This is a genomic window from Arthrobacter sp. Dra40 (assembly GCF_059091905.1).
The window spans coordinates 38,613-60,321 of the sequence record NZ_JBNHHB010000026.1 but is presented as its reverse complement, the minus strand read 5'-3'; the positions used below and the strand labels follow the sequence as shown (position 1 = coordinate 60,321).

The 21,709-nt window shown below is 67.7% G+C and carries 17 protein-coding genes; 9 read left to right on the top strand and 8 right to left on the bottom strand.

What is annotated here, in order from left to right:
* Positions 1–126: 126 nt before the first annotated feature.
* Positions 127–1,443, bottom strand: coding sequence for an amino acid permease (locus AC5RWT_RS13670; RefSeq protein WP_494080660.1), 1,317 nt, complete (start codon positions 1,441–1,443; stop codon positions 127–129).
* Positions 1,444–1,639: 196 nt separating this feature from the next.
* Between AC5RWT_RS13670 and AC5RWT_RS13665 the strand changes: the two genes are divergently transcribed.
* A complete protein-coding gene (locus AC5RWT_RS13665) occupies positions 1,640–2,113 on the top strand; it encodes an Lrp/AsnC family transcriptional regulator (protein ID WP_353917095.1) in 474 nt (157 codons plus the stop codon).
* Here the strand turns inward: AC5RWT_RS13665 and AC5RWT_RS13660 are convergent.
* Entirely contained in the window at positions 2,088–2,630 is a 543-nt protein-coding gene (locus AC5RWT_RS13660) for a hypothetical protein (RefSeq protein ID WP_494080655.1), read from the bottom strand. The genes AC5RWT_RS13665 and AC5RWT_RS13660 overlap by 26 nt on opposite strands.
* A 278-nt stretch (positions 2,631–2,908) precedes the next feature.
* On the opposite strand from AC5RWT_RS13660, the gene AC5RWT_RS13655 reads away from it, so the two are divergent.
* The 6 genes from AC5RWT_RS13655 to AC5RWT_RS13630 all read left to right on the top strand — a co-directional run bounded on the left by AC5RWT_RS13655 (position 2,909) and on the right by AC5RWT_RS13630 (position 9,675).
* Positions 2,909–3,616 (top strand): NUDIX hydrolase, encoded by a 708-nt coding sequence (locus AC5RWT_RS13655; RefSeq protein ID WP_494045730.1) that lies wholly within the window; start codon positions 2,909–2,911, stop codon positions 3,614–3,616.
* 53 nt (positions 3,617–3,669) lie between these two features.
* On the top strand, positions 3,670–4,998 hold the full coding sequence (nadA, locus tag AC5RWT_RS13650; RefSeq protein WP_494080654.1) for a quinolinate synthase NadA: 1,329 nt from the start codon (positions 3,670–3,672) through the stop codon (positions 4,996–4,998).
* Positions 4,995–6,650: an L-aspartate oxidase gene (nadB, locus tag AC5RWT_RS13645; RefSeq protein WP_494080653.1), complete on the top strand. Its 1,656-nt coding sequence runs from the start codon at positions 4,995–4,997 to the stop codon at positions 6,648–6,650. The genes nadA and nadB overlap by 4 nt, the downstream gene beginning before the upstream one ends.
* Positions 6,647–7,570, top strand: a complete 924-nt coding sequence (gene nadC, locus AC5RWT_RS13640) for a carboxylating nicotinate-nucleotide diphosphorylase (RefSeq protein WP_494080652.1) — start codon at positions 6,647–6,649, stop codon at positions 7,568–7,570. The genes nadB and nadC overlap by 4 nt, the downstream gene beginning before the upstream one ends.
* The gene (locus AC5RWT_RS13635) at positions 7,567–8,709 is read left to right on the top strand and encodes a cysteine desulfurase family protein (RefSeq protein ID WP_494045734.1); all 1,143 of its coding nucleotides are present in this window, start codon (positions 7,567–7,569) and stop codon (positions 8,707–8,709) included. The genes nadC and AC5RWT_RS13635 overlap by 4 nt, the downstream gene beginning before the upstream one ends.
* Before the next feature lie 186 nt (positions 8,710–8,895).
* Complete coding sequence (locus tag AC5RWT_RS13630) at positions 8,896–9,675, top strand: hypothetical protein (protein ID WP_494080651.1); 780 nt, start codon at positions 8,896–8,898, stop codon at positions 9,673–9,675.
* A gap of 275 nt (positions 9,676–9,950) precedes the next feature.
* On the opposite strand, the gene AC5RWT_RS13625 is transcribed toward AC5RWT_RS13630, so the two are convergent.
* The 6 genes from AC5RWT_RS13625 to AC5RWT_RS13600 all read right to left on the bottom strand — a co-directional run bounded on the left by AC5RWT_RS13625 (position 9,951) and on the right by AC5RWT_RS13600 (position 19,548).
* The gene (locus AC5RWT_RS13625; protein WP_494080650.1) at positions 9,951–10,409 is read right to left on the bottom strand and encodes a MarR family winged helix-turn-helix transcriptional regulator; all 459 of its coding nucleotides are present in this window, start codon (positions 10,407–10,409) and stop codon (positions 9,951–9,953) included.
* Positions 10,402–11,511: an LLM class flavin-dependent oxidoreductase gene (locus tag AC5RWT_RS13620; protein WP_494045737.1), complete on the bottom strand. Its 1,110-nt coding sequence runs from the start codon at positions 11,509–11,511 to the stop codon at positions 10,402–10,404. Before AC5RWT_RS13620 ends, AC5RWT_RS13625 begins: the two co-directional genes overlap by 8 nt.
* 198 nt (positions 11,512–11,709) lie before the next feature.
* The gene (locus AC5RWT_RS13615) at positions 11,710–12,819 is read right to left on the bottom strand and encodes an FUSC family protein (RefSeq protein ID WP_494045738.1); all 1,110 of its coding nucleotides are present in this window, start codon (positions 12,817–12,819) and stop codon (positions 11,710–11,712) included.
* Between the two features lie 37 nt (positions 12,820–12,856).
* Positions 12,857–16,156, bottom strand: coding sequence for an efflux RND transporter permease subunit (locus tag AC5RWT_RS13610; protein WP_494080649.1), 3,300 nt, complete (start codon positions 16,154–16,156; stop codon positions 12,857–12,859).
* Between the two features lie 48 nt (positions 16,157–16,204).
* Complete coding sequence (locus tag AC5RWT_RS13605; protein ID WP_494045740.1) at positions 16,205–17,698, bottom strand: malate:quinone oxidoreductase; 1,494 nt, start codon at positions 17,696–17,698, stop codon at positions 16,205–16,207.
* Positions 17,699–17,871: 173 nt separating this feature from the next.
* The gene (locus AC5RWT_RS13600; protein ID WP_494080648.1) at positions 17,872–19,548 is read right to left on the bottom strand and encodes an ABC transporter substrate-binding protein; all 1,677 of its coding nucleotides are present in this window, start codon (positions 19,546–19,548) and stop codon (positions 17,872–17,874) included.
* Between the two features lie 127 nt (positions 19,549–19,675).
* Here AC5RWT_RS13600 and AC5RWT_RS13595 point away from each other — a divergent pair, with 127 nt between their 5' ends.
* A complete protein-coding gene (locus tag AC5RWT_RS13595; RefSeq protein WP_494080647.1) occupies positions 19,676–21,400 on the top strand; it encodes an ABC transporter ATP-binding protein in 1,725 nt (574 codons plus the stop codon).
* Positions 21,390–21,698: a hypothetical protein gene (locus AC5RWT_RS13590; protein ID WP_494080646.1), complete on the top strand. Its 309-nt coding sequence runs from the start codon at positions 21,390–21,392 to the stop codon at positions 21,696–21,698. Before AC5RWT_RS13595 ends, AC5RWT_RS13590 begins: the two co-directional genes overlap by 11 nt.
* Positions 21,699–21,709 lie beyond the last annotated feature (11 nt).

The following is a 21,709-nucleotide window of genomic DNA, read 5'->3' as shown; positions in this document are numbered from 1 at the left end:
CGTCGGTTGCTAACCGTGACGATAGTCACCGAGGAGGAAGGTGCGCAATATGCAACTAATCCACCGCACAACGTGCGCAGTTCGTCCGTGGTATTGCGTATGTATGTGACCAAACTGCTAGCAGGTTCAGGGTAGGCGGGAACTTTTTGCAGAGTCTCTGCGGGCGTTGATTTTCGCCGCTGCGGCGATGCCGGCGATGAGTACCAAGGTGGAGAGCAGCTGGATGCCGGTGGTCGGGGAGAAGAAGCCCAGGACCAGAATGATGGCCAGCAGGGCCAGGCCGATGTAGGTGACGGCCGGGAAGCCGCGCATGCGGAACGGCAGCTCGGTGCCGTCCCGGTCTGCCCTGCGGCGCAGCACCAGCTGGGACAGCAGCACCATCGCCCAGACCACCAGACAGGTGGAGCCGACCACGTTCAGCAGCACCGGCAGGACCCTCTCCGGGAAGATCAGTTCCAGCACGGTGGCAATAAAACCGAACGCCACCGAGGCCAGCACCGCGCGGACCGGAACCCGCCTGCTGCTCAGGCGCCGAAGGGCATAGGGGGCCTCGTCCCGCTCCGAGAGGGAGAAGATCATCCGGGAAGCGCCGTACAAGTTGGCGTTCAGCGCAGAGAGCAGCGCAATTGCCGCGACCAGCGTGATGGCCGCATCCGCGCCGGGGATCTGCGCGGCCGACAGCACCGCGGCAAAGGGCGATGCCAGCGCCTCCGAATCCCACGGCACCGTTAGGGCGATCACCAGCACGGAACCGAAGTAGAACACCAGGATGCGCCAGACGACGGTGCGGATGGCGTTGGCGACGCTGGATCCCGGGTTTTCCGTTTCCGCGGCGGCCACGGCCACGATCTCGGTGCCGCCAAAGGCGAAGATCACCACCAGCAGGCCGGCGCCGATTCCGGCAATTCCATGGGGGGCGAAGCCGTCACCGCCGAAGATCACGCCCAGCCCGGGGGATGGAACGTTCGGCAACCAGCCGAAGATCAGGGCGGCGCCGACGGCGAGGAAGGCCAGGATGGCGATGACCTTGAAAATGGCGAACCAGAACTCGAATTCACCGTAGTTCCGCACGCCAAACAAGTTGACCACCGTGAAAACCACCATGAACACCAGCGCCAGCAGCCAGACGGGCAACACGGGCCAAACCGTGGCCAAGAGCCCGGCGGCACCGACCGCCTCCGCGGCGATGACCACCACCAGTTGCAGCCACCACAGCCAGCCGATGGTGGCGCCGGCGGTACGGCCCAGCGCCTTCTCCGCATAGGTGGAGAAGGCGCCGCTGCTGGGGTTGGCAGCCGCCATTTCGCCGAGCGCCCACATCACGATGATCACCAGCGTGCCTGCCAGCAAATAGGACACCAGCACGGCCGGCCCGGCAGCCTGGATGCCCGCTCCCGAACCAAGGAAGAGGCCGGCACCAATGGCGCTGCCAAGGCCCATCATGATCAGCTGGCGCTGTTTCATGGCGTGGCCGAGGCCGGCGGGCGCCGGACCGATGGGGTTGCGGTGATTGGTAGTGGTGGGTCGCGGTCGCGGCATCGACTGTCCTGTTGTTTGGTGAAATCAGCCCTAAGGCTGACAATTTGTCTAGCGGTTTCCGCAACTGGCGGTTATCGAACGCGAAAGGACGCCCAGCGTCATGCAGATCGACTCTCTCGATGCCGACATCGTCACGCTGTTCACGGAGGATCCGCGGATGTCCGTGCTGGAAGCCTCGCGGGTACTGAAAGTAGCGCGTGCCACAGTACAGGCCCGGTTGGACAAGATGCAACGCGCCGGCGTGACCTCGGGCTGGGGGCCCCGGCTCTCGCCCGAAGCGCTGGGCTACGTTGTGCGCGCCTATTGTTCCTTCGTGATCCGGCAGGAATCCGGCCACGACGCCGTGGCGGCGGCGCTCGCCGACATTCCGGAAGTGTTGGAACTGCATACCGTGTCCGGTGAAAGCGACCTGCTGGCCTGTGTGGTTGCCCGCTCGAACGCCGATTTACAGCGCGTGCTCGATCAGGTGATGGCGACCAATACGGTGCTGCGCTCCTCCTCCGTGATCGTACTCAATAGCCACTTCCAAGAGCGGACGCTTCCGTTGGTCAAAGCTGCTGCGGATCCACGCTGATCTCGGTGCGGCGGCCATTGTCGTCGTCGTGAATTTCGACGTTGGGAATCACCGCCGCTCGGCCGAGCCCGGCAGCGATTCCGGCGATCGCGGCGAAGACGGCAGGCAATGCTCCCGTGCCGGGAGCCAGTACGGCGATGACTCCCCACGTGAGCGCGGCCAGCCCGGCGGCAAATGCCAGCACATGGATCCATTGCCGCCGGACCGGGCGCAGCAGCAAGCTGAGGACCAAGGCGAACGGTGCGCCTAGGAGTGCGGCAAAGAAGAAGCTGAACATCAGCACCACGCCCCAAAAGCTCAGGGCCGCCGAGTTGGGCGAGACTACCGTATCGATAATGCTTACGGTCAGGGAAAAAACGAACCACGAGCCGAACGCCACCAGCCAGCCCTTGATGAACGCGTACCGATCGAGCACCACCCGGTGGTTCGCCGGACGGGGGTTAGCCCCGTAGCGACGACGCAGGATTTCGTCGTTGTCCGGCCACTCAAACCGACGGCGCTGCTCCTCCGGCGGCATGACGGAAGCCTAGCGGGTCAACCTGACGGCAGGAGTGAACCGGCTGCCCCGCAATTCCAGGTGAGGGCAGGGTAAATCGGTGAGGGCAGGGTGCACGGACCGTGCCCTCACCGATTTACCGTGCCCTCGACGGGCCCTCCGGACGGATGGCCGGACGGGGGAGCTGCTTGCGTCACATTCGGCTGCCCGCGGAATGTGATTGGGTCAAAGTGACCATAAGCCGCTACAATCTGTTCTAGTCATTATGACTCTTACTCAGGTTCCGGGAGGAGGCAGCCATGCCGGTCTATTCGGCCAACGTGTCCGAGCGCGCGCAGCAGCCGCCGGAGCTGGCCATCTCCACCGTCATCTTCGCCCTCCGTCCGGACCCGGAGGCTGGCGTCCCCACGTTGTGGCTGCCGCTGGTCCGCCGTACCCGCCAGCCGTTCCGCGACCTCTGGGCGTTGCCCGGCGGCCCGCTCAGCCCCGACGAATCGCTGCAGGATGCGGCGGCGCGGAACCTGCAGGAGACCACGGGGCTGCAGCCGAGTTATCTGGAGCAGCTCTACGCTTTCGGCGGCCTGGACCGGTCGCCCGTTCAGCGGGTGGTCTCGATTGTCTATTGGGCGCTGGTGAAGCCGGACGAGGCGGCGCTGGCCCGCGAGACCGAGAACGTCCGCTGGGTGCGCGCCGACGACCTCGGTCAGCTGGCGTTCGACCACAACCGGATCGTGGAGTACGCGCTGTGGCGGCTGCGCAACAAGGTGGAATACAGCTCCATCGCCTACGCCTTCCTGGGCTCCACGTTCACCTTGGCCCAGGTCCGCGAAGTCTATGAGGCCGTGCTGGGCAAGCAACTGGATCCGGCCAACTTCCGCCGCCAGCTGCGCGCCACGCCGGACATCGAGCCCACCGACGAGTACCTGCAGGGCGGCCGGCACCGGCCGCCCCGGCTCTACCGCTACACCGGCAGTACCGCCCAGCTCAGCGACAGCCCGCCCGCCTAGACGCCCCATCGACTCCCAGACTTGACCAACTGCTCAGAACAACGGAGAACACCATGCCATCGGTCAACAGCACCATCCAGCTGATCACCCGCGAGGAAGCGCAGGCCGCTGGCTCGGGCGCGCCCGCGTCCACCTGTACGCCCGGTCTGGCCAAGGGCCCGTGGTCCTTCGACACCGCGTCGGCCAGCGGGGCGTGGGCGCCGTCGTACGGTCCGGGCGCATCGTCGGCCGATCCGGCGCCCGCCGCCACCCCGCGGCAGGGCGAGATTCCGGCCGAATACCGGCTGGCCAGCGACGCAGAGCTGGACGCGCGGATCCTCGCCGCCAAGGACAAGCTCGGCGAGAAGCTGGTGATCCTTGGCCACTTCTATCAGCGCGACGAAGTGGTCAAGTACGCCGACTTCGTGGGCGACTCCTTCCAGCTGGCCCGGGCCGCCAAGGAGAAGCCGGAGGCGGAAGTCATCGTGTTCTGCGGCGTGCACTTCATGGCAGAAACCGCGGACATGCTCTCCGGCCCCGATCAGGCCGTGATCCTGCCGAACCTGGCCGCCGGCTGCTCGATGGCGGACATGGCGGACATCGATTCGGTACAGGCATGCTGGGACCAGCTCGCCGACGTGCTCGGCACCGGGCCGGACGCGGACGGCAAGGTCCCGGTCATCCCGGTCACCTACATGAACTCGTCGGCTGCGCTCAAGGGGTTCTGCGGCGAGAACGGTGGAATCGTCTGCACCTCCTCGAACGCCGAGACGGTGCTGGAATGGGCCTTCGAACGTGCCCACCGCGTGCTTTTCTTCCCGGACCAGCACCTGGGCCGCAATACCGCCAAGGCCATGGGCGTGCCGCTGGAGCAGATGCCCATGTGGAACCCGCGCCAGGCACTCGGCGGCAACGACGAAGCCACGCTGCTGGACTCCCGCGTGATCCTCTGGCACGGTTTCTGCTCGGTACACAAGCGCTTCACGGTGGACCAGATCCAGAAGGCGCGCGCCGACCACCCGGGCGTCCGGGTGATCGTGCACCCCGAGTGCCCGATGCCGGTGGTGCATTCCGCGGACGAGGCCGGCTCCACCGACTACATCCGCAAGGCGGTGGCCGCGGCCACCGAGCCGACGGTCTTCGCCATCGGCACCGAGATCAACATGGTCAACCGGCTGGCCGCCGAGTACCCGCAGCACACCATCTTCTGCCTGGACCCGGTGATCTGCCCGTGCTCCACCATGTACCGGATCCACCCGGGCTACCTGGCTTGGGTGCTCGAGGCCTACGCCGGCACCGGCGAGCTGCCCGGCGGCGAGGTACTCAACCGGATCACCGTGCCCGATTCCGTGGCCGTCCCCGCCCGCGTGGCGCTGGAACGGATGCTGGCAGCCAAGCCGTGAACGGCAATCCGGCCCGGCGCATCGCGGTAGTGGGGTCCGGGATTGCCGGGCTCTACGCTGCCGCACTCGCCGCGGAGCGGGCGGACAGCGCCGTCACGCTGATCACCAAAGGCTCGCTCGCCGAGTCCAACACCTGGCATGCCCAGGGCGGCATCACCGCGGTGACTGCACAGGGTATTGCGGCGGGGGATTCCGTGGCGGCCCACATGGCGGACACGCTCACCGCGGGCGTGCAGTTGAACGACGACGGCGCCGTCCGCCTTTTGTGCGAAGGCGCGGCGCGGGAGATCGCCACCTTGGAAGACTGGGGCGTGGCCTTCGACCGGCACGGCGGCGAATTCTCGCTTGGGCTGGAGGGTGCGCACTCGGCGGCGCGGATCCTGCATGCCGGCGGCGACCGGACCGGAGCCGGCATCGCCGAAGTCCTGATCCGGGTTGCGCGCCGCCTGGCCGAAGCCGGCCGGTTGGAAATCCTCGAACACACCATGGTGCGGCGGCTGCTGAAGGACGGGCACCGCGTCACCGGGGTGGAGGTGATGGGTGTGCGGACCGAAGCCGAAGGTGCGGTGCCCGCGCAGCTGGACACCGACGTCGTGATCCTGGCGACCGGCGGTGCGGGGCAGCTGTTCCCGGCCACCACCAACCCGGCCACGGCCACCGGCGACGGCGTGGCGCTGGCGTGGGAGGCCGGGGCGGTGCTGGCAGACCTGGAGTTCATTCAGTTCCACCCCACCCTGCTGGACCCTGCGGCCACCGGCGGCAGGCCCTTCATGATCTCCGAGGCAGTGCGCGGCGAAGGCGCCGTGCTGGTGGACGCGGCGGGGGAGCGGTTCATGCCGGAACTGCACCCGGCCGCCGAACTGGCGCCGCGGGACGTGGTCTCCCGCTGCATCCACCAGCAGTTGAGGCTGCAGGAGGAACGCGGTCTGGTGCCGCAGGTCTTCCTGGACGCCACCGGTGTGGAGCGGGAGAAGGGCTCCGGCTTTCTGGCCGCGCGGTTCCCGCTGATCGATGCGACGGTCCGCTCGCTCGGCTTCGACTGGGCCAGGCAGCCGCTTCCGGTGCGCCCGGCCTCGCATTATTGGATGGGCGGCGTGCAGACCGATGCCGATGGGCGGACCTCGGTGCCCGGACTCTTCGCGGTCGGCGAGGTGGCCTGCACCGGAGTGCACGGCGCCAACCGTCTGGCCTCGAACTCGCTGCTGGAGGGGCTGGTTTTCGCCAGCCGCGCGGTTGCTGCGCTGGACCGGCCGGATAGTACACCCAAGTTCGACGCGGTGCCGCTTGATGCTGGCGTCCCTGCCTGCGGAACTACGCCGTGCACGCGGAAACAGATCCAGACCGTGATGGCCGCCGCGGCCGGCGTAGTCCGGGACGGTGAGGCGCTGCAGGAGGCGGCCCGCCAGCTGGCCCGGTGGCATGTGCCGTCCACCGGTGCCGCTCCGGCCGAGGACGCCGCCCTGCTGACGGTGGCCCGGCTGGTGGTGGCGGCCGCCGCCGCACGGCAGAACAGCATCGGCGCGCATTTCCGCAGCGACCACAGCCAGGCACCGGCGGACCGGGCGCGGCTGGCCTTCGTGAATGTCCGCACGGTTGCTGCGCCTGACGACTACTTTCCTACGTCCCAGCGAATCCTGCAGGAGCAGCCATGAACCCTATCCAGCCGATCGACGGCACCGCCCTGGAGCGAATCGTCGCCGGGGCGCTCGCCGAGGATGCGCCGTGGGGCGACATCACGTCCACCACGCTGATCCCCGGCGACGCCACGGCCAACGCCGAGCTCGCCGCCCGCGAAGCCGGCTGCTTCTCCGGCGGTCCGGTGCTGGCCGAGGTCTTCCGCCAGGTGGACCCGTCCGTGCAGGTGGACCTGAAGGCCGAGGACGGTGCCGCGTTCGAGGCCGGAGACGTGCTGGCGGTGTTGTCCGGAAACGCCCGGGCAATCCTGCTGGGCGAGCGCGTGGCACTGAACCTGCTGCAGCGGCTGAGCGGGATCGCCACCCAGACGGCGGCCTTCGTCGCCGAAGCCGCCGGCACCAAGGCGCGGGTGGTGGACACGCGCAAGACCACGCCGGGGCTGCGGGCGCTGGAGCGCTACGCCGTGCGCTGCGGCGGCGGGCACAACCACCGCTATTCGCTCTCCGACGCGGTGATGGCCAAGGACAACCACCTGGCCGTTCTCACGGCGGACGGCACCCGCGACCTGACCGAGGCACTGCGGGCGGCGAAGGCCAAGCTGCCGCACACCGTGCACTTCGAGGTGGAGGTGGACCGGGCCGAGCAGATCGAGCCGGTGCTTGCCGCGGGCGTGGACACCATCATGCTGGACAACTTCAGCCTGGAGGAGCTGAGCGCCGGCGTCCGGCAGGTGGCCGGGCGGGCGTTGGTCGAGGCCAGCGGCAATGTCCGGCTGGAGACCGTGGCCGCGATCGCACGGACCGGGGTGGACATCATCTCCTCCGGCGCGCTGACCCACAGCGTCCGGTCGCTGGACCTGGGCCTGGACATCCGCATTGCCGCCGCTGACGCGGAGCGAGCCGCGGCTCCCGCTGACGGCGAGGCACCGTCGTCGTGATTTATCTGGATGCCGCGGCCACGGCCCCGGTGCGCCGCGAGGTACTGGAGGCCATGTGGCCGGCGCTGACGCAGGACTTTGGCAATCCGTCCAGCCACCACACCGTGGGAGAGGCGGCGCTGCGGGCGCTGGACTATGCCCGCGGCAAGGCGGCGGAGGTGCTGGGCTGCCGGCCCGGGGAGATCATCTTCACTTCCGGCGGGACCGAGTCCAACAACCTGGCGATCAAGGGAATCGCGCTCGCTGCCCCGCGCGGCAAGCACATCGTCACCAGTGCGGTGGATCATCCGTCGGTGCTGGAGGCGGTGGACTACCTTGTCCGGTTCCACGGCTTCGAGGCCGCGCGGGTGCCGGTGGACGCCGCGGGCTCGGTGCGCGTGGACGCACTGGAGGCGGCGCTGCGCGAGGACACCACCCTGTGCACGGTGATGTACGCGAACAACGAGGTGGGCACCATCCAGCCCATTGCCCAAATCGGCGCAGTCTGCCGGGCCGCGGGCGTGCCGTTCCACACCGACGCCGTGCAGGCCGCCGGCTGGCTGGACCTGAACGTCTCGGCGCTGGGCGTGGACGCCCTCAGCGTGTCCGGCCACAAGCTGGGCGCACCCAAGGGCTGCGGCTTGCTCTACGTTGCCGGGCGGGTTCCGCTGGAGCCGGTGCTGCACGGCGGGGGACAGGAACGCGGCCGGCGGTCCGGCACCGAAAACGTGGCCGGCGCGGTCGCCGTGGCCACGGCACTGTCGCTGGCGGACGGCGACCGTGCCGCCGACGTGCAACGGCTCACCGGCTACCGCGACTACCTGATCGACACCGTGCTGCGCGAGCTCCCGGGGACGGTGCTGACCGGACACCGGACCGAGCGGCTGCCGGCCAGCGCCTCCTTCTGCTTCCCCGGGACGTCCGGCGAGGCGGTGTTGCTGGAGCTGGAGCGCCGCGGAGTGGTCTGCTCCAGCGGTTCTGCCTGCGCGGCCGGCTCGGACGAGGCCTCGGCGGTACTGCTAGCGATGGGCATCGACCGGGCCGTGGCGCAAACCGCGGTGCGGCTGACGTTTAGCGCCGGCGTGAAGGAATCCGAGATCGCGCTGGCAGCGCGTTCCGTGGTCGCCGCGGTCAAAGAGGTCCAGGCGCTGCGGCGCTGAGGCGGTCCCGGAGGCCGGGGGAATTGCACCCCCGATCCGATATCGCTGTCCCGCGTTTTGGCGGGTAGGCTCCAGTCACGGCGCGCGCGGGGGCCCGAGTGGTACCGAGTGGGACACGGTGTGGTGCTCTACCGGACCGGTCCACACACTGGCTACGGTAGGAACCTGACGGAGGGGGAGCAGGCCATGAGGACAGGGAATGTACTGGGCCGTGGTGCTGCTGCGGCCCTGTGCTTGGCGCTGGTTTCCGGCTGCGGTCTGCTGCCAACCAACGACGGCGGCGCCTCGGCCAGCGCGGGCGCGTCACCGGCTGCGGCGGCGGGCGGCGGTTCCCCCGGAAGCACTGCACCGCTCGGGAAAGCGCCCGTTCGTCAAGCCACCATCGAGGGCTGGAAGGTCTACACCGACCCCGACCGCGTGCTCAGCTTCGAGATACCCGGCGATTGGGCGGTGCAGAGGCAGGTCAAGCCCAGCCAGCCCTCGGAGAACGGCCTGCATCTGGATATCCGCGACTCTTCCGGCAAGCTGGCCGCCCAACTGCACACCCGGCTGAAGCTGCCGAAGGCCAGCTGCAGCGCGGGCGGCATGACCGAACTTCGGGTGCTGCTCAGCGAACCGGCCAAGGTGCCCGCCGTGGCATCAGATGACACCGTCGAGCCGATGTTCGTTTACCGGACGCTGCTGGGCTACAAGTACTTCGGCTCCTATGGGCTGACCGATAAGCCCGCCGGCAACGGCTTCCAGGCCTGCACGGTGGAAAACACCGTCAACGGCCCGAAATCTGTGGGCACCTACTCCTTTGGCACGGCCGTGCGCCACGGCACGCCGGCGCCGGGCGACAAGACCGGCCTGCTGGATAAGTACGGGCTGATCGCCGAGGCGGAACACTTCATCACCACCAAGCGCTTCAAGACGGTGCAGCAGGTCATCATGACCTTGCAGATCACCGGTGACGCACCGGCCTGAACAGTCTAGGCCGGGAAGGTTCACGCGCGCACCTTCGCGGCCTAAATCTTCGCGGCCCGGAAGGGATCACCGCGCAGCCGTGCGGCCTAAATCTTCGCGGCCGGCCGGCCCCGTACACCCGGCGCCACATGAGCAAGCACAAGGCCCGGTTGCTGCCGCGTTCGTGGAAGCAACCGGGCCTTGTGGACCGCAGCTGCGGCTCGGTGGGAGCCGACAGCCAGTGAATGTGGCGCCGGGTGTACACAGCGCCGGTGAATTCGGGCCGCGGCTGGCGGTCAGGCGTTCTTCAGGCCGGAGTGCAGCTTGTCGGTCAGCTCCTGGAGCCGACCGAACTCATCTTCGGTGAGCAGCGGCGCCAGCATGGAGTGCAGGTGCTTCACGTGCTCACGGCCGATTTCCTTCTGCAGCGTGCGGCCTTCCTCGGTCAGCGAGATCTCGATGCCGCGCTGGTCGTTCTGGGCCGTGCGGCGGAGCACCAGGCCTTTCTTTTCCAGCCGGTCCACCATCCGGCTGAGGCTCGGCTGGCTGATCAGCAGCGCCTCGTTCAGCTCGTTCAGCCGGCTCCAGCCGCCCGGGCACAGACTCAGGTTGAAGAGCACGTCGTACTCGCGCATCGCGAGCTTCTTGAACTCGGGCAGTTGCTGCATCCGGCGCATGACCGCCACCTGGGTGCGGAACAGCGATTCCCACGCCTCCGCCGTCGTCCTGACATCAGGGCTGGAGGATTCAGCCATTGGTCACCGCCTGACCGGCAGCCTGCTTGGCGTCGCGGGCGGCCTTGCGGCTGGCGTGCGTGGGGGCGTCCGGCACGTGTGCCGGCTTGCGGGCGGCGAATTCCTTCTTCAGCACCGGCAGCACCTCTTCGCCGAACAGGTCCAGTTGCTCCAGCACGGTCTTCAACGGCAGGCCGGCGTGGTCGATCAGGAACAGCTGGCGCTGGTAATCGCCGAAGTAGTCGGCGAAGGCCAGGGTCTTCTCGATCACCTGCTCGGGGCTGCCCACGGTCAGCGGTGTCTGCGCGGTGAAGTCCTCCAGCGACGGGCCGTGGCCGTAGACCGGGGCGTTGTCGAAGTACGGTCGGAATTCGTTGACCGCGTCCTGCGAGTTCTTGCGCATGAAGAACTGTCCGCCCAGGCCCACAATGGCCTGGTCGGCGGTGCCGTGGCCGTAGTGCTCGTAGCGCTCCCGGTACAGGCCGATGAGCTGCATGTAGTGCTCCTTCGGCCAGAAGATGTTGTTGGCGAAGAAACCGTCGCCGTAGTAGGCAGCCAGTTCAGCTACCTGCGGGGTGCGGATGGAGCCGTGCCAGACGAAGGGCGCGACGCCGTCCAGCGGCTGTGGCGTGGAGGTGTAGTTGTGCAGCGGCGTGCGGTGCTTGCCCTGCCAGTTGACCACTTCTTCATCCCAGAGCTTGCGCAGCAAAGCGTAGTTTTCCACGGTCAGCTCCAGCGAGTCCTGGATCTTCTTGCCGAACCAGGGGTACACCGGGGCGGTGTTGCCGCGGCCCAGAACCAGGTCCACACGGCCGTCGGCCAGCTGCTGGAGCATGGCGAAGTCCTCGGCGATCTTCACCGGGTCGTTGGTGGTGATCAGCGTGGTGGCGGTGGAAAGCGTGATCCGCTCGGTCTGCGCGGCGATGTAGGCCAGCAGGGTGGTGGGGGAGGATGAGAAGAACGGCGGGTTGTGGTGCTCGCCGATGGCATAGACGTCCATGCCGATTTCTTCGACCTTCTTGGCGATGGCCACCGCTGCCTTGATCCGCTCGCGCTCGGTGGGCATGCGGTTGGTGGTCGGGTCCAGGGTAACGTCGCTGACGCTGAATACGCCGAGTTCCATGATGATGTACCTCTCGTGGTGCTTGCTTCGAAATCAGTTTACATGCATATGCATTCACTGTTTTCAACGGCGCGCCGGACGGAATGATTCCCCTCCATGGTGTGGGCCGGAACACGGCGGCCGCGCTACCCGACCGCAGCGCTGCCCGACTGCCGCGCTGGCCGACCGCCGCGCTGCCTGTGCCACCGCCGCACTGCGTCAGGCGTGCAGTGCGGCCAGAATGCGTTGCAGGCTGACGGACACGGATCCGGCCGCGGTGGCCGGGGTTTCCTTCGACACCGAATCCACCAGCACATCGGCGAGCCGCTGCTGGGCGTTATGGCCGGCCTGAAGACTGTCCGGCAAGTCCTCCGCCGCCATGCTGCGGATGGCCTCCGCGGTGGCCTGAAGCGCGTCGGCCATCGGTTCCAGCACAGGTTCGGGCAAGTGCAGATGTTCATCCCAGATCACGTCGCTGAGCACCTCGGTCATGTCCTGGGCGTGGAAGGCAGCGCGCTCCAGGGTGCGCAGATTCCGCCAATCAGCCTCAATATCACGGTCGTGGAACCTACGCCGCGGGTTGGCCCTGCGGCTGCGGTCGGCGGTCTGGACGGCCTGTCGCACTTGGTTGCCTAAGCGCGCGAGGCTCTCGCCGTTGGACGCCCACTCCTTGTGTTCCGGCGGCCAGTCCTCCCGGAGCGCCTTAGCCATGTCCTCCAGCTGTCCGGCAAGGTCGGATTGCAGTTGCTGCATGCTGCGCCCCACCTCCTTGAAGTTCAACGGCGGAAACAGCAGGAAGTTCACCGTGATGCCGACCACTACGCCCACCGCCATCTGCACGGCGTAGCCGAGCGAGTAGTCCCCGGCATCGGAGCCACCGACCAGCAGGACGAACAGCGCGGCCATGGGAACCCACTCCCGGCCCGCCCCGAGCCCCGGCAGGCCCGCGAGCAGGACACCCAGGAAGACCAGCAGGCCCACGCTCAGGAAGTGCAGGCCGACGGTCAGCAGCAGGAGCCAGGCCAGCCCGATGCCCAGCAGCAGCCCGGCCAGCGTCTGCAAGGACGTCTTGATGGAGTCGGCGACGGTGGAATACATGCTGATCAGTGCGCCCAGTGGGGCGTAATAGGGATACTGGTCCACCTCGCCGGGCAACTGCAGGGCGATGATCCAGGCGACGCTGCAGGCCAAAGCCGTCTTGAACGCCAGCTGGACCCGCTGCATGCCGCCCATCTGCTGGCCATACTTCCGCAGCGGGGCAGGGAGCCGGCCTAACAGCCGGTCCACCCGGCCCAGCCCGCCAGCGCCCACGGACTCGGGTCCTGTCATGATTGACACCTTTCGGGGCTCGAGGCACCCGCCGGGGTCAGCGCCCGGCCGGAACCAGTTCTGCCTCGAGTGTATTGCGCTCGTCCGACCGGCGCTCGCGCCTGCCCTCCACCAGCCGGTACAACACCGGTACCAGCACCAGCGTCAACGCGGTGGAGGAGACCAGGCCGCCGATCACCACCACGGCCAGCGGCTGCGAAATAAAACCGCCCTCGCCGGTCAGGCCAAGCGCCATCGGCGTGAGCGCAAAGATGGTGGCCAGTGCGGTCATCAGGATGGGCCGCAGCCGGCGCCGCGCGCCGTGCGTGATGGCGTCCGCCACGTTCATGCCGGGCTGCCCGTCGTGCGGGCGCCGGTATTGGTTGATCAGGTCGATCAGCACAATCGCATTCGTCACCACGATGCCCACCAGCATCAGCATGCCGATCAACGACGGCAGCCCCAACGGAATCTGCGTGAGAACCAGCAGCCCGATCGCGCCGGTGGCGGCGAACGGAATGGAGACCAGCAGGATCAGCGGCTGCACCAAGGACTTGAACGTCGCCACCATGATCACGTAGACGATGGCGACGGCGGCCAGCAGCGCCCAGCCCAGCTGCGCGAAGGATTCGGCCTGCTGCGTGGCCGCGCCGCCCAGGCTCGCCGTCACACCGGCCGGCAGGTCGGTGCCGTCCAGGACCGCTGCCACCTCGCCGCTGAGCGCGCCCAGGTTGTCTCCCTCCGGGGTAACGGAGACGACGGCGGTGCGTTCCCCGCCGCTGGCGCTGATCGACGTCGGCACGTCGGTTTCCTTCACCGTGGCCAGATCGGTCAGCGGCACCGGTCCGGCGGCCGTCGGCAGCTCGACGTCGCGCAGTTCATCGACACTGGCGAAGTCGCTGCCTTCGCCGATGAGCACGGGGAAATCGGTGGTGCCGATCCGCACGGTCCCGCCGGGCAACGGGCTGATCGTTGACGCCAGCAGGCCGGCCACCTGCTCCTCGTCCAGGCCGGCGGCCACCGCCTTGGCCCGGTCCACGGACACCTGCACCACGGGTTCGGCCGCGGACAGGTTGCTGGACGCCTCGGCGGCTCCCGGAAGATCCCGCAGCCTTTCCACCAGCCGGTCGGATGCATCCTGCAACTGGCCCGGCTCGCTGGCGGAGATCTCCACGTCCACGGTGCTGGAGGTGCCGAAGCCACCGCCTTGTGTTCCCAGCGTAAACGTCGCGTCGCCGGGCAGCTCCTCGACGGCGGTGCGCACCCTGTCGCGCAGCGCCGCCTGGTCGATGCCTTCTTCCGTGATCACGGTGTACTGGGCCACCGAGGCGCCAGCGGACAGGAACGTGCCCAGGCCGCCGCCGGCGTTGCCCATGGTGACCTGGACGTCCTGGATCCCGTCCATGCCGGCGAGCAGCTCCTCGACCGGAACCGACGCCTCGTCCGTGGCCTTGAGGCTGGTCCCGGCCGGCATCTGGAGCCGCAGGCTGAAGCTGTTCTGGCCGCTGTCGCCCAGCAGGTTGGTCTGCATCAGCGGGACCATGGCAGCGGTGCCGCCCAACACCAGCAGGGCCGCCAGGGTGGTGACCACCGGGTGCCGCTGCGTGCCCGCGAGCACCGGCAGGTAGCCACGCTGCAGCAGGGACCGCCGTTCCTTCTCCGAAGCCGCCTCGCGCACCGCCAGCGCGTCGGGGAGCGATTGCAGCGGCGGCGACTTCACGAACCAGTACGCCAGCACCGGAACGATCGTCAGCGACACCGCCAGCGAGGCGAGCAACGCCAGCGCCGTGGTGACCGCGAAGGGCCGGAACAGTTCGCCGGCCAGGTCGCCGACGAATGCGATCGGCAGAAAGACCGCCACCGTGGTCAGCGTGGAAGCGGTGATCGCGCCGGCAACCTCGCGCACCGCCGCCATGATGGCGTCGCGCTTGGCTTCGCCGTAGTTCAGGTGCCGCCGAATGTTCTCGACCACCACGATCGAGTCGTCCACTACCCGGCCGATGGCGATGGTCAGCGCGCCGAGGGTGAGGATGTTCAGCGAGTAGCCCAGCGCGTTCAGGCCGATGAACGTGGCCAGCAGCGACAGCGGGATGGAGATCGCGGTGATCAGCGTGGCGCGTACGGAGAGCAGGAAGACCAGGATGATCAGCACCGCGAAGCCCAGCCCCAGCAGGCCCTCGGTGGTCAGGTCCTTGATGGACTTTTCGATGAACGGGGCCTGATCGAACACGGTGGTGATCTGCGCACCGTCGCCCAGTTCCGCCTCCAGTTCCGGCAGCATCTCCTTGACGGCGTGCGAGATGGCCACCGTGTCGCCGTCCGGCGTCTTGGTGACGGCCAGGGCCAGCGTCAGGTCTCCGTTGGTCCGTGTGATCGAGGTTTGCTCGTCGTCGGCGATGGACACCTTGGCCACTTCGCCGATGGTGGCGGGATCTGCCGCGGCGGCCTCCGGTTGCTGGCGGGGCTGTGCCTGGCCGGGCACGGTGTCCGGGACCGGAATTTGGCCCTCGTCCGCGTTGCCCGGTGGAGCCGGCTGGCCTTGGCCCGGGAACTGTCCCGGTGCCTGCCCAGCCCCCGGTGAGGAAGGAGCGGAAGGCTGCGCCGCCGTCGTTGTGTCAGCGGGGGAGAGCGGCAGGTTTTCGATGGCTTTCAGGCTGTCCAGCGGACTGCCGATCTGCACCGAGAGGCTCTTGCCGTCCTGCTGCACGGCCCCGGCGGGGACCAGCCCGCCGCTGCTGGCGAGGCTGTCCACCAGGGCGGAAACCCCGACGCCGGCCTCCGCCATGGCGTCGTCGTCCGGCAGGATGGCGATGTGCCGGCCGGGGCCGCCGGAGACTTCGGCGCCGCGCACGCCGGGGATGTTCTGCAGCCGGGGCACGGTCAGCCGGTTCAGCTCCGTGCTCAGCTCGCTGAGGTCCACATCGGATGAGACCGCCATGAAGACGATCGGGAAATCGTCGATGCTGCCGGCCAGCGACAGCGGCGAGACGTCGTCGGGCAGCTGCTGGCGGACGTTGGAAATGGCGCGGTCCACCTGGCTGCGGGCACGGTCCAGATTGGTGCCGTAGACGAACGTGAGGTTGACGGTGGAGAACCCCGTGCGTGACACCGCCGAGGACGATTCGAGACCTTCCACGGCGGTGAGCGCGCGCTCCAGCGGTTCGCTGACCTGCTTGTCCACCACTTCCGGGGACGCGCCGGGCATGGTACTGACGACAGTGACCCGGGGAAACTCCAGCGAGGGGATGAGCTCCTGCTTCAGCGAGCCCATGGTGATCACGCCGAAAACGGCCACAAAGACCGTAATCAGAGCGATCAGCGCCCGGTTCGCCAGGGACAGTGTTGCCAGCTTGTGCATGGGATGAAGCTTAGTTTGTCCGGGCTGGACCGCCGAAGCGCACCGGTGTCAGGCGAGCTCGAGCACCTTGTTGGTGTCCGCGGTGATTTCGGCCAGCAGCGACCGGTTCTCGTTCAGCTTGGCGCCGTAGCCGGGGATCATTTCCTTCAGCTTGGGCTCCCAGCCCTTGAACTCCAGGGGGAAGCAGCGTTCCAGCAGGCTGATCATGATCGGCGCCGCGGTGGAAGCTCCGGGGGAGGCACCCAACAGGGCGGAAATGCTGCCGTCGGCGGAGGCGATCATCTCGGTGCCGAACTGCAGGGCGCCGCCCTTCTTCGGGTCCTTCTTGATGACCTGGACCCGCTGGCCGGCGGTGATCAGTTCCCACTGGTCGCCCTCGACCTCCGGGTGGAAAGCACGCAGGGCCTTGTTCTTGCCTTCGCGGGTCTTGAGCACCTCGGTGACCAGGTACTTGACCAGGCCGAAGTTGTCCTTGGCCACGGCCAGCATGGGGATCAGGTTGGACGGGCGCACGGACAGCGGCAGGTCCAGCAGCGATCCGGTCTTGAGGAACTTCGGCGAGAATCCGCCGTACGGGCCGAAGAGCAGGGAGCGCTTGCCGTTGACGAAGCGGGTGTCCAAGTGCGGCACGGACATGGGCGGGGCGCCCACGGAAGCCTGCCCGTACACCTTGGCGTTGTGGGCGGCAATGACGGTTTCGTCCGTGCAGCGCAGGAACTGGCCGGACACCGGGAAGCCGCCGAAGCCCTTGGACTCGGGGATGCCCGAGCGCTGCAGCAGGTGCAGGGCGCCGCCGCCTGCTCCGATGAACACGAAACGGGCGTTGACCTTGGTCTTTTCGCCGGTGGCGTTGTTCTTGACTTCCAGCGTCCAGCGGCCGTCCGTGTTGCGGGAGACGTCCAGCACGCGGTGGCCGTAGTTCAGTTCCACACCGTTGGCGACCAGGTAGCTGGCCAGCTTGCGGGTCAGCGATCCGAAGTCCACATCGGTGCCGCCGGTGACGCGGGATGCCGCCACACGCTGCTGCGCGTCGCGGCCGCCCATGATCAGCGGGGTCCACTCGTTGAGGGTGGCGTGGTCTTCGGTGAACTCGATCTGTTCAAACAGTGGTTCGTTCTTCAGCGCCTCATAGCGGCGCTTGAGGTAGTCCGCGTGGTCATCGCCCCAGACAAAGCTCATGTGCGGCAGCGGGTTGACGAATTCCTTGGGCGAGGAGATGTGGCCCTCGCGGATCATGTGCGACCAGAACTGGCGCGACACATGGAACTTCTCGTTGATGCCCACGGCCTTGGCGGTGGGGACGGACCCGTCGGCAGCGGCGGGGGTGTAGTTCAGCTCGCAGAGCGCCGCGTGCCCGGTTCCGGCGTTGTTCCAGGGGTCCGAGGCTTCCATGCCAACCTCGTCCAGGTTCTCGAACAGGCTGATGCTCCAGTCCGGCTGCAACTGCTTGATGAAGGAGCCGAGGGTGGTGCTCATGATGCCGCCGCCGATCAGCGCGACGTCGACGTTGTTGGATGATCCCGAGGGGGTGTTTGCAGTCAACTTCAATCTCCAATAGCAGCTTTGCCAGCATTCAGAAGCCTAGCGCGATGCCACAGCGAGACTAAAATTTGCCGTCTCCGTTGTGACCCAATAGACAGACGCAGCGTGGGGTGCCGTAGTAAAGCAGCGGTGAAACTGCTCGGCGGCCGCTGCGGCAGCAACCTCACCCCAGTTTATGCGGGGCTCAGCTGAATCAGATTGTAGACCTCGTCCAGCATCGGGCTGGCCGGGTAACTCTCGACCCGTGGCCCCATGGCCAGCGCCGAAATCGGGAACGCCAACGGCACGGCGGGGACCGCGCGGGCCAGCTGCTCGTTGATGCTGTGGTAAGCGTCCACGCGGTCTTCGCCCTCCGGCAGGGTCTTGGCGCGGGCAATCTTGCTGCGGATCTGCGCGCTGTCATAGCCGAACTCCAGCGATTTGCTGCCGAACAGCGGACCCACGAAGTTGTCCGGGTCGCGGTAGCTGCCGCTGAGGCCGGCCAGATGCAGGGCATGGTCGTCTGTGCCTTGGACCGCTTCCAGATATCCCTCGTCCCACGGAACCGGCATCGGCTTGATGTTGATTCCGACGGCGGTGAGCTGGCGGCTCAGCTCCGCGTACACCTTTTCGGGAGTGGGCAGGTAGGCCCGCGTCACGTCGAGCGGATAGTAGAAGGTGAGTTCACCGCCGTCGTACCCGGCCTCTGCCAGCAGCTGTCGCGAACGCTCCGAGTTGTACTCGTAATACGGGATGGTCTCGTTGGTCACGCCCAGGCTGCGCGGGATGAATTGCTTGGCCTCGGTGGTGCCTTGCAGGTAGAAACTGTCGATCAGCGTCTTCCGGTCGATGGCATGGGCGATGGCCTGGCGCATTTTGATGTCTTTCAGCCCGTCGGCAGCCTGGTTCATGCCCAAATACGCCACCGAGAACGGGTCGCGCTGGAGGACCTGCATGCCGGCCCGGACCAGGTCCGCGTAGGTGGCCGGGGTGACCAGGTCGTAGCCGTCGATGTCCCCGGCCTGCAGCGCCCGTAGCCGGGCGGTCGGATGCGGCAGCGTCTTGAACACCACGGTGCGCACGTCGCCGGCAGCGCCCCAGTACCCGTCGTAGGCGGAGAGCGCCACGCGGTCCTGGTCCCAGTTGGCGAAGGCGAACGGGCCGGTGCCCACCGGCGCCAGTCCGTAGCGGGAGACCTTGTGGCCGTTGCGTTCCTCGGTCAACCGGTCGGCTTTTCCGGCCTTGAGTGCGGCCGGCGAGGAGATGGCGAAGGCCGGCATGGCCAGCGATGCCACCAGCCCGGTGAACCGGCGCGTCAGGTTCAGCTGGACCTCCAGCGGTCCCACCACCTCACAGCTCTCGTAGAGCGACTCGCCCTCGTCCTCGGCCAGCGCGCCGAAGACCGACCGGAAGGCGAGTCCGCGTTCCACCGGCTGGGCGTCCGCCGGGAGCCGATACCAGCGTTCGAAGTTGGTGCGGACCGCTTCGGCGTTGAATGCGGTGCCGTCGTGGAAGGTGACGCCTTCGCGCAGCCGGAAGCGATAGGAGCGGCCGTCATTCACCTCGGTCCATTCGACGGCCAGCCGCGGCGCCGGCACACCGGTCGCCGGATCCACGCCGATCAGGGTTTCCAGCATCTGCCGGGTCACCCGGTACGACTCGGTGTCCAGCGCGAGCGCTGGGTCCAGGGTCACCGGAGTGGCGGCGATGCCCATGGAGAAGGTGGTGTCCCCGGGCGATGCCGTCGGCGGGGCGGCCGTCGTCGAGGACGGGGCGGGTCTGCTGGGTTCCGAGGTGCAACCGGCGAGCAACACAGCCGCCGCCGCTGCGCCGACCTTCAGCACGGTGCGGCGCGCGGGAAGTGGTGTCACGCTTCGGGCTCCTCGGGGCAGGCGGGAATGATCCTCAAGTCTAATCGACGCCGGTCCTGCACCCGGAGCGGCGAATTCCCGATGAGAGGTAGGCCACATCCGGCCCTCGATGGGGCAGGATGGACTCATGACCGAACATGCCGACGACGCAGCGCTGCTCGAGGTCCGGGATCTGGCCGTGACGTTCCGCACCACCTACGGGGAAGTCGCCGCGGTGGAGGGCGCCTCGCTGCGCTTGGAACAGGGCCAGACGCTGGCGATCGTGGGTGAATCCGGTTCCGGGAAGTCCACCACGGCCATGTCCCTGATCGGCCTGCTGCCGGGCAACGGCCGGGTGACCGCCGGGAGCATCCGCTTTGACGGCCAGGAGCTGGTGGGGTTGCCGGAGCAGCGGATGCGGGCCATCCGCGGACGCCAAATCGGCCTGGTCCCGCAGGATCCGATGTCCAACCTGAACCCGGTCACCAAGATCGGCTCGCAGGTGGCGGAGACGCTGCTGGTGCACGGGATGGCGACCAAGCGTGATGTGGACCGGAAGGTGGTCGAGGTGCTGGAGGCGGCGGGGCTGCCCAACGCCAAGGAACGTGCCAAGCAGTACCCGCATGAGTTCTCCGGCGGCATGCGCCAGCGGGCCCTGATCGCCATCGGCCTGGCCTGCCGGCCGCGGCTGCTGATCGCGGACGAGCCGACGTCGGCGCTGGACGTGACGGTGCAGCGCACCATCCTGGACCAGATCGACTCGATGACCCAGGAATTGGGCACGGCCGTGCTGCTGATTACCCACGATCTGGGACTGGCAGCCGAACGCGCCTCCGAACTGGTGGTGATGCACCGAGGCACGGTGGTGGAGGCCGGGCCGGCGCGGCAGCTGCTGGAGGACCCGCAGCACCCGTACACCCAGTCGTTGGTGAAGGCGGCGCCCAGCGTGGCGGCCGTGCGGCTGCTGCCGGGCGCCTTTACCTCCAGCCCCCAGGCGCGGGCAGAGCGTGCTGAAAAGGTATTCCAAAACCACGACGCCGGGGCCACCTCCCCTGGGACGGCTCCGGATAACATCGTGGAGCTGCGCGACCTGACCAAGGTGTACAAAATCCGCGGCCAGGCCGAGGATTTCTACGCCGCAAAGAACGTCACCTTGGATGTTCCGCGCGGACAGACCGTGGCGATCGTGGGCGAATCGGGCTCCGGCAAGACCACCACGGCACGGATGCTGCTGAAGCTGATCGAACCGACCAGCGGCACCATGACCTTCGACGGCATGGACGTGGCCACCCTGTCCAAGCCGCAGCTGCGGGAATTCCGGCAGCGGGTGCAGCCGGTGTTCCAGGATCCGTATTCGTCGCTGAACCCGATGTTCACCGTCGAACGGATCGTGGACGAGCCGCTGTCCACCTATAAGCGCGGCAACGCCAAGGAACGCGCTGCCCGGGTTCGTGAACTGATGGACCAGGTGGCCCTGCCGCACGGCATGCTGCGCCGCTACCCGTCCGAGCTTTCCGGCGGCCAGCGCCAGCGCGTGGCGATTGCCCGGGCGTTGGCGCTGAAGCCGGACCTGATTGTCTGCGACGAGCCGGTGTCGGCCTTGGACGTGCTGGTCCAAGCGCAGATCCTGAAGCTGCTCGGCGACCTTCAGTCGGAGCTGGGGCTGAGCTACCTCTTTATCTCGCATGATCTGGCCGTCGTGCGGCTGATCTCCGACTTCGTTTGCGTGATGAAGGACGGCGAACTTGTGGAGGCTGCCAGCTCGGAGGAAGTGTTCACGAATCCGCGGCACCCGTATACCCGGCGGCTGCTGGCCTCCATCCCGAGCAACGAACTGGACATCGAGGCGGAGGATCCGGAGATTGCGTCCTAATCCAGTCGGCCCCGGTTCCACTCCGGAGCCTGAAGATCACCGCCCGGAAGGTTTTGGCTTCCGGACCGGCGTGCGAAGCGCCGCCGTCGCCACCGGATTCGCTGTCTTTGTGCTGGTGATCGGCACTGTGCTGGTGGCTTTCGGCGCGGTCATCTTCATGGGGGAGGGCCAGTGGGGCGCCGTCTGGCTGCTGGTGGTGCTGGAACTGTTCTTCATCGCGGGCTTTGCGGCCATGCTGCATATGGCCCGCCAGCGGCGCCGCAACGGCGGGAAGCCACCGGCGACGCTCGCCGGCTGAACCCGTTCAGC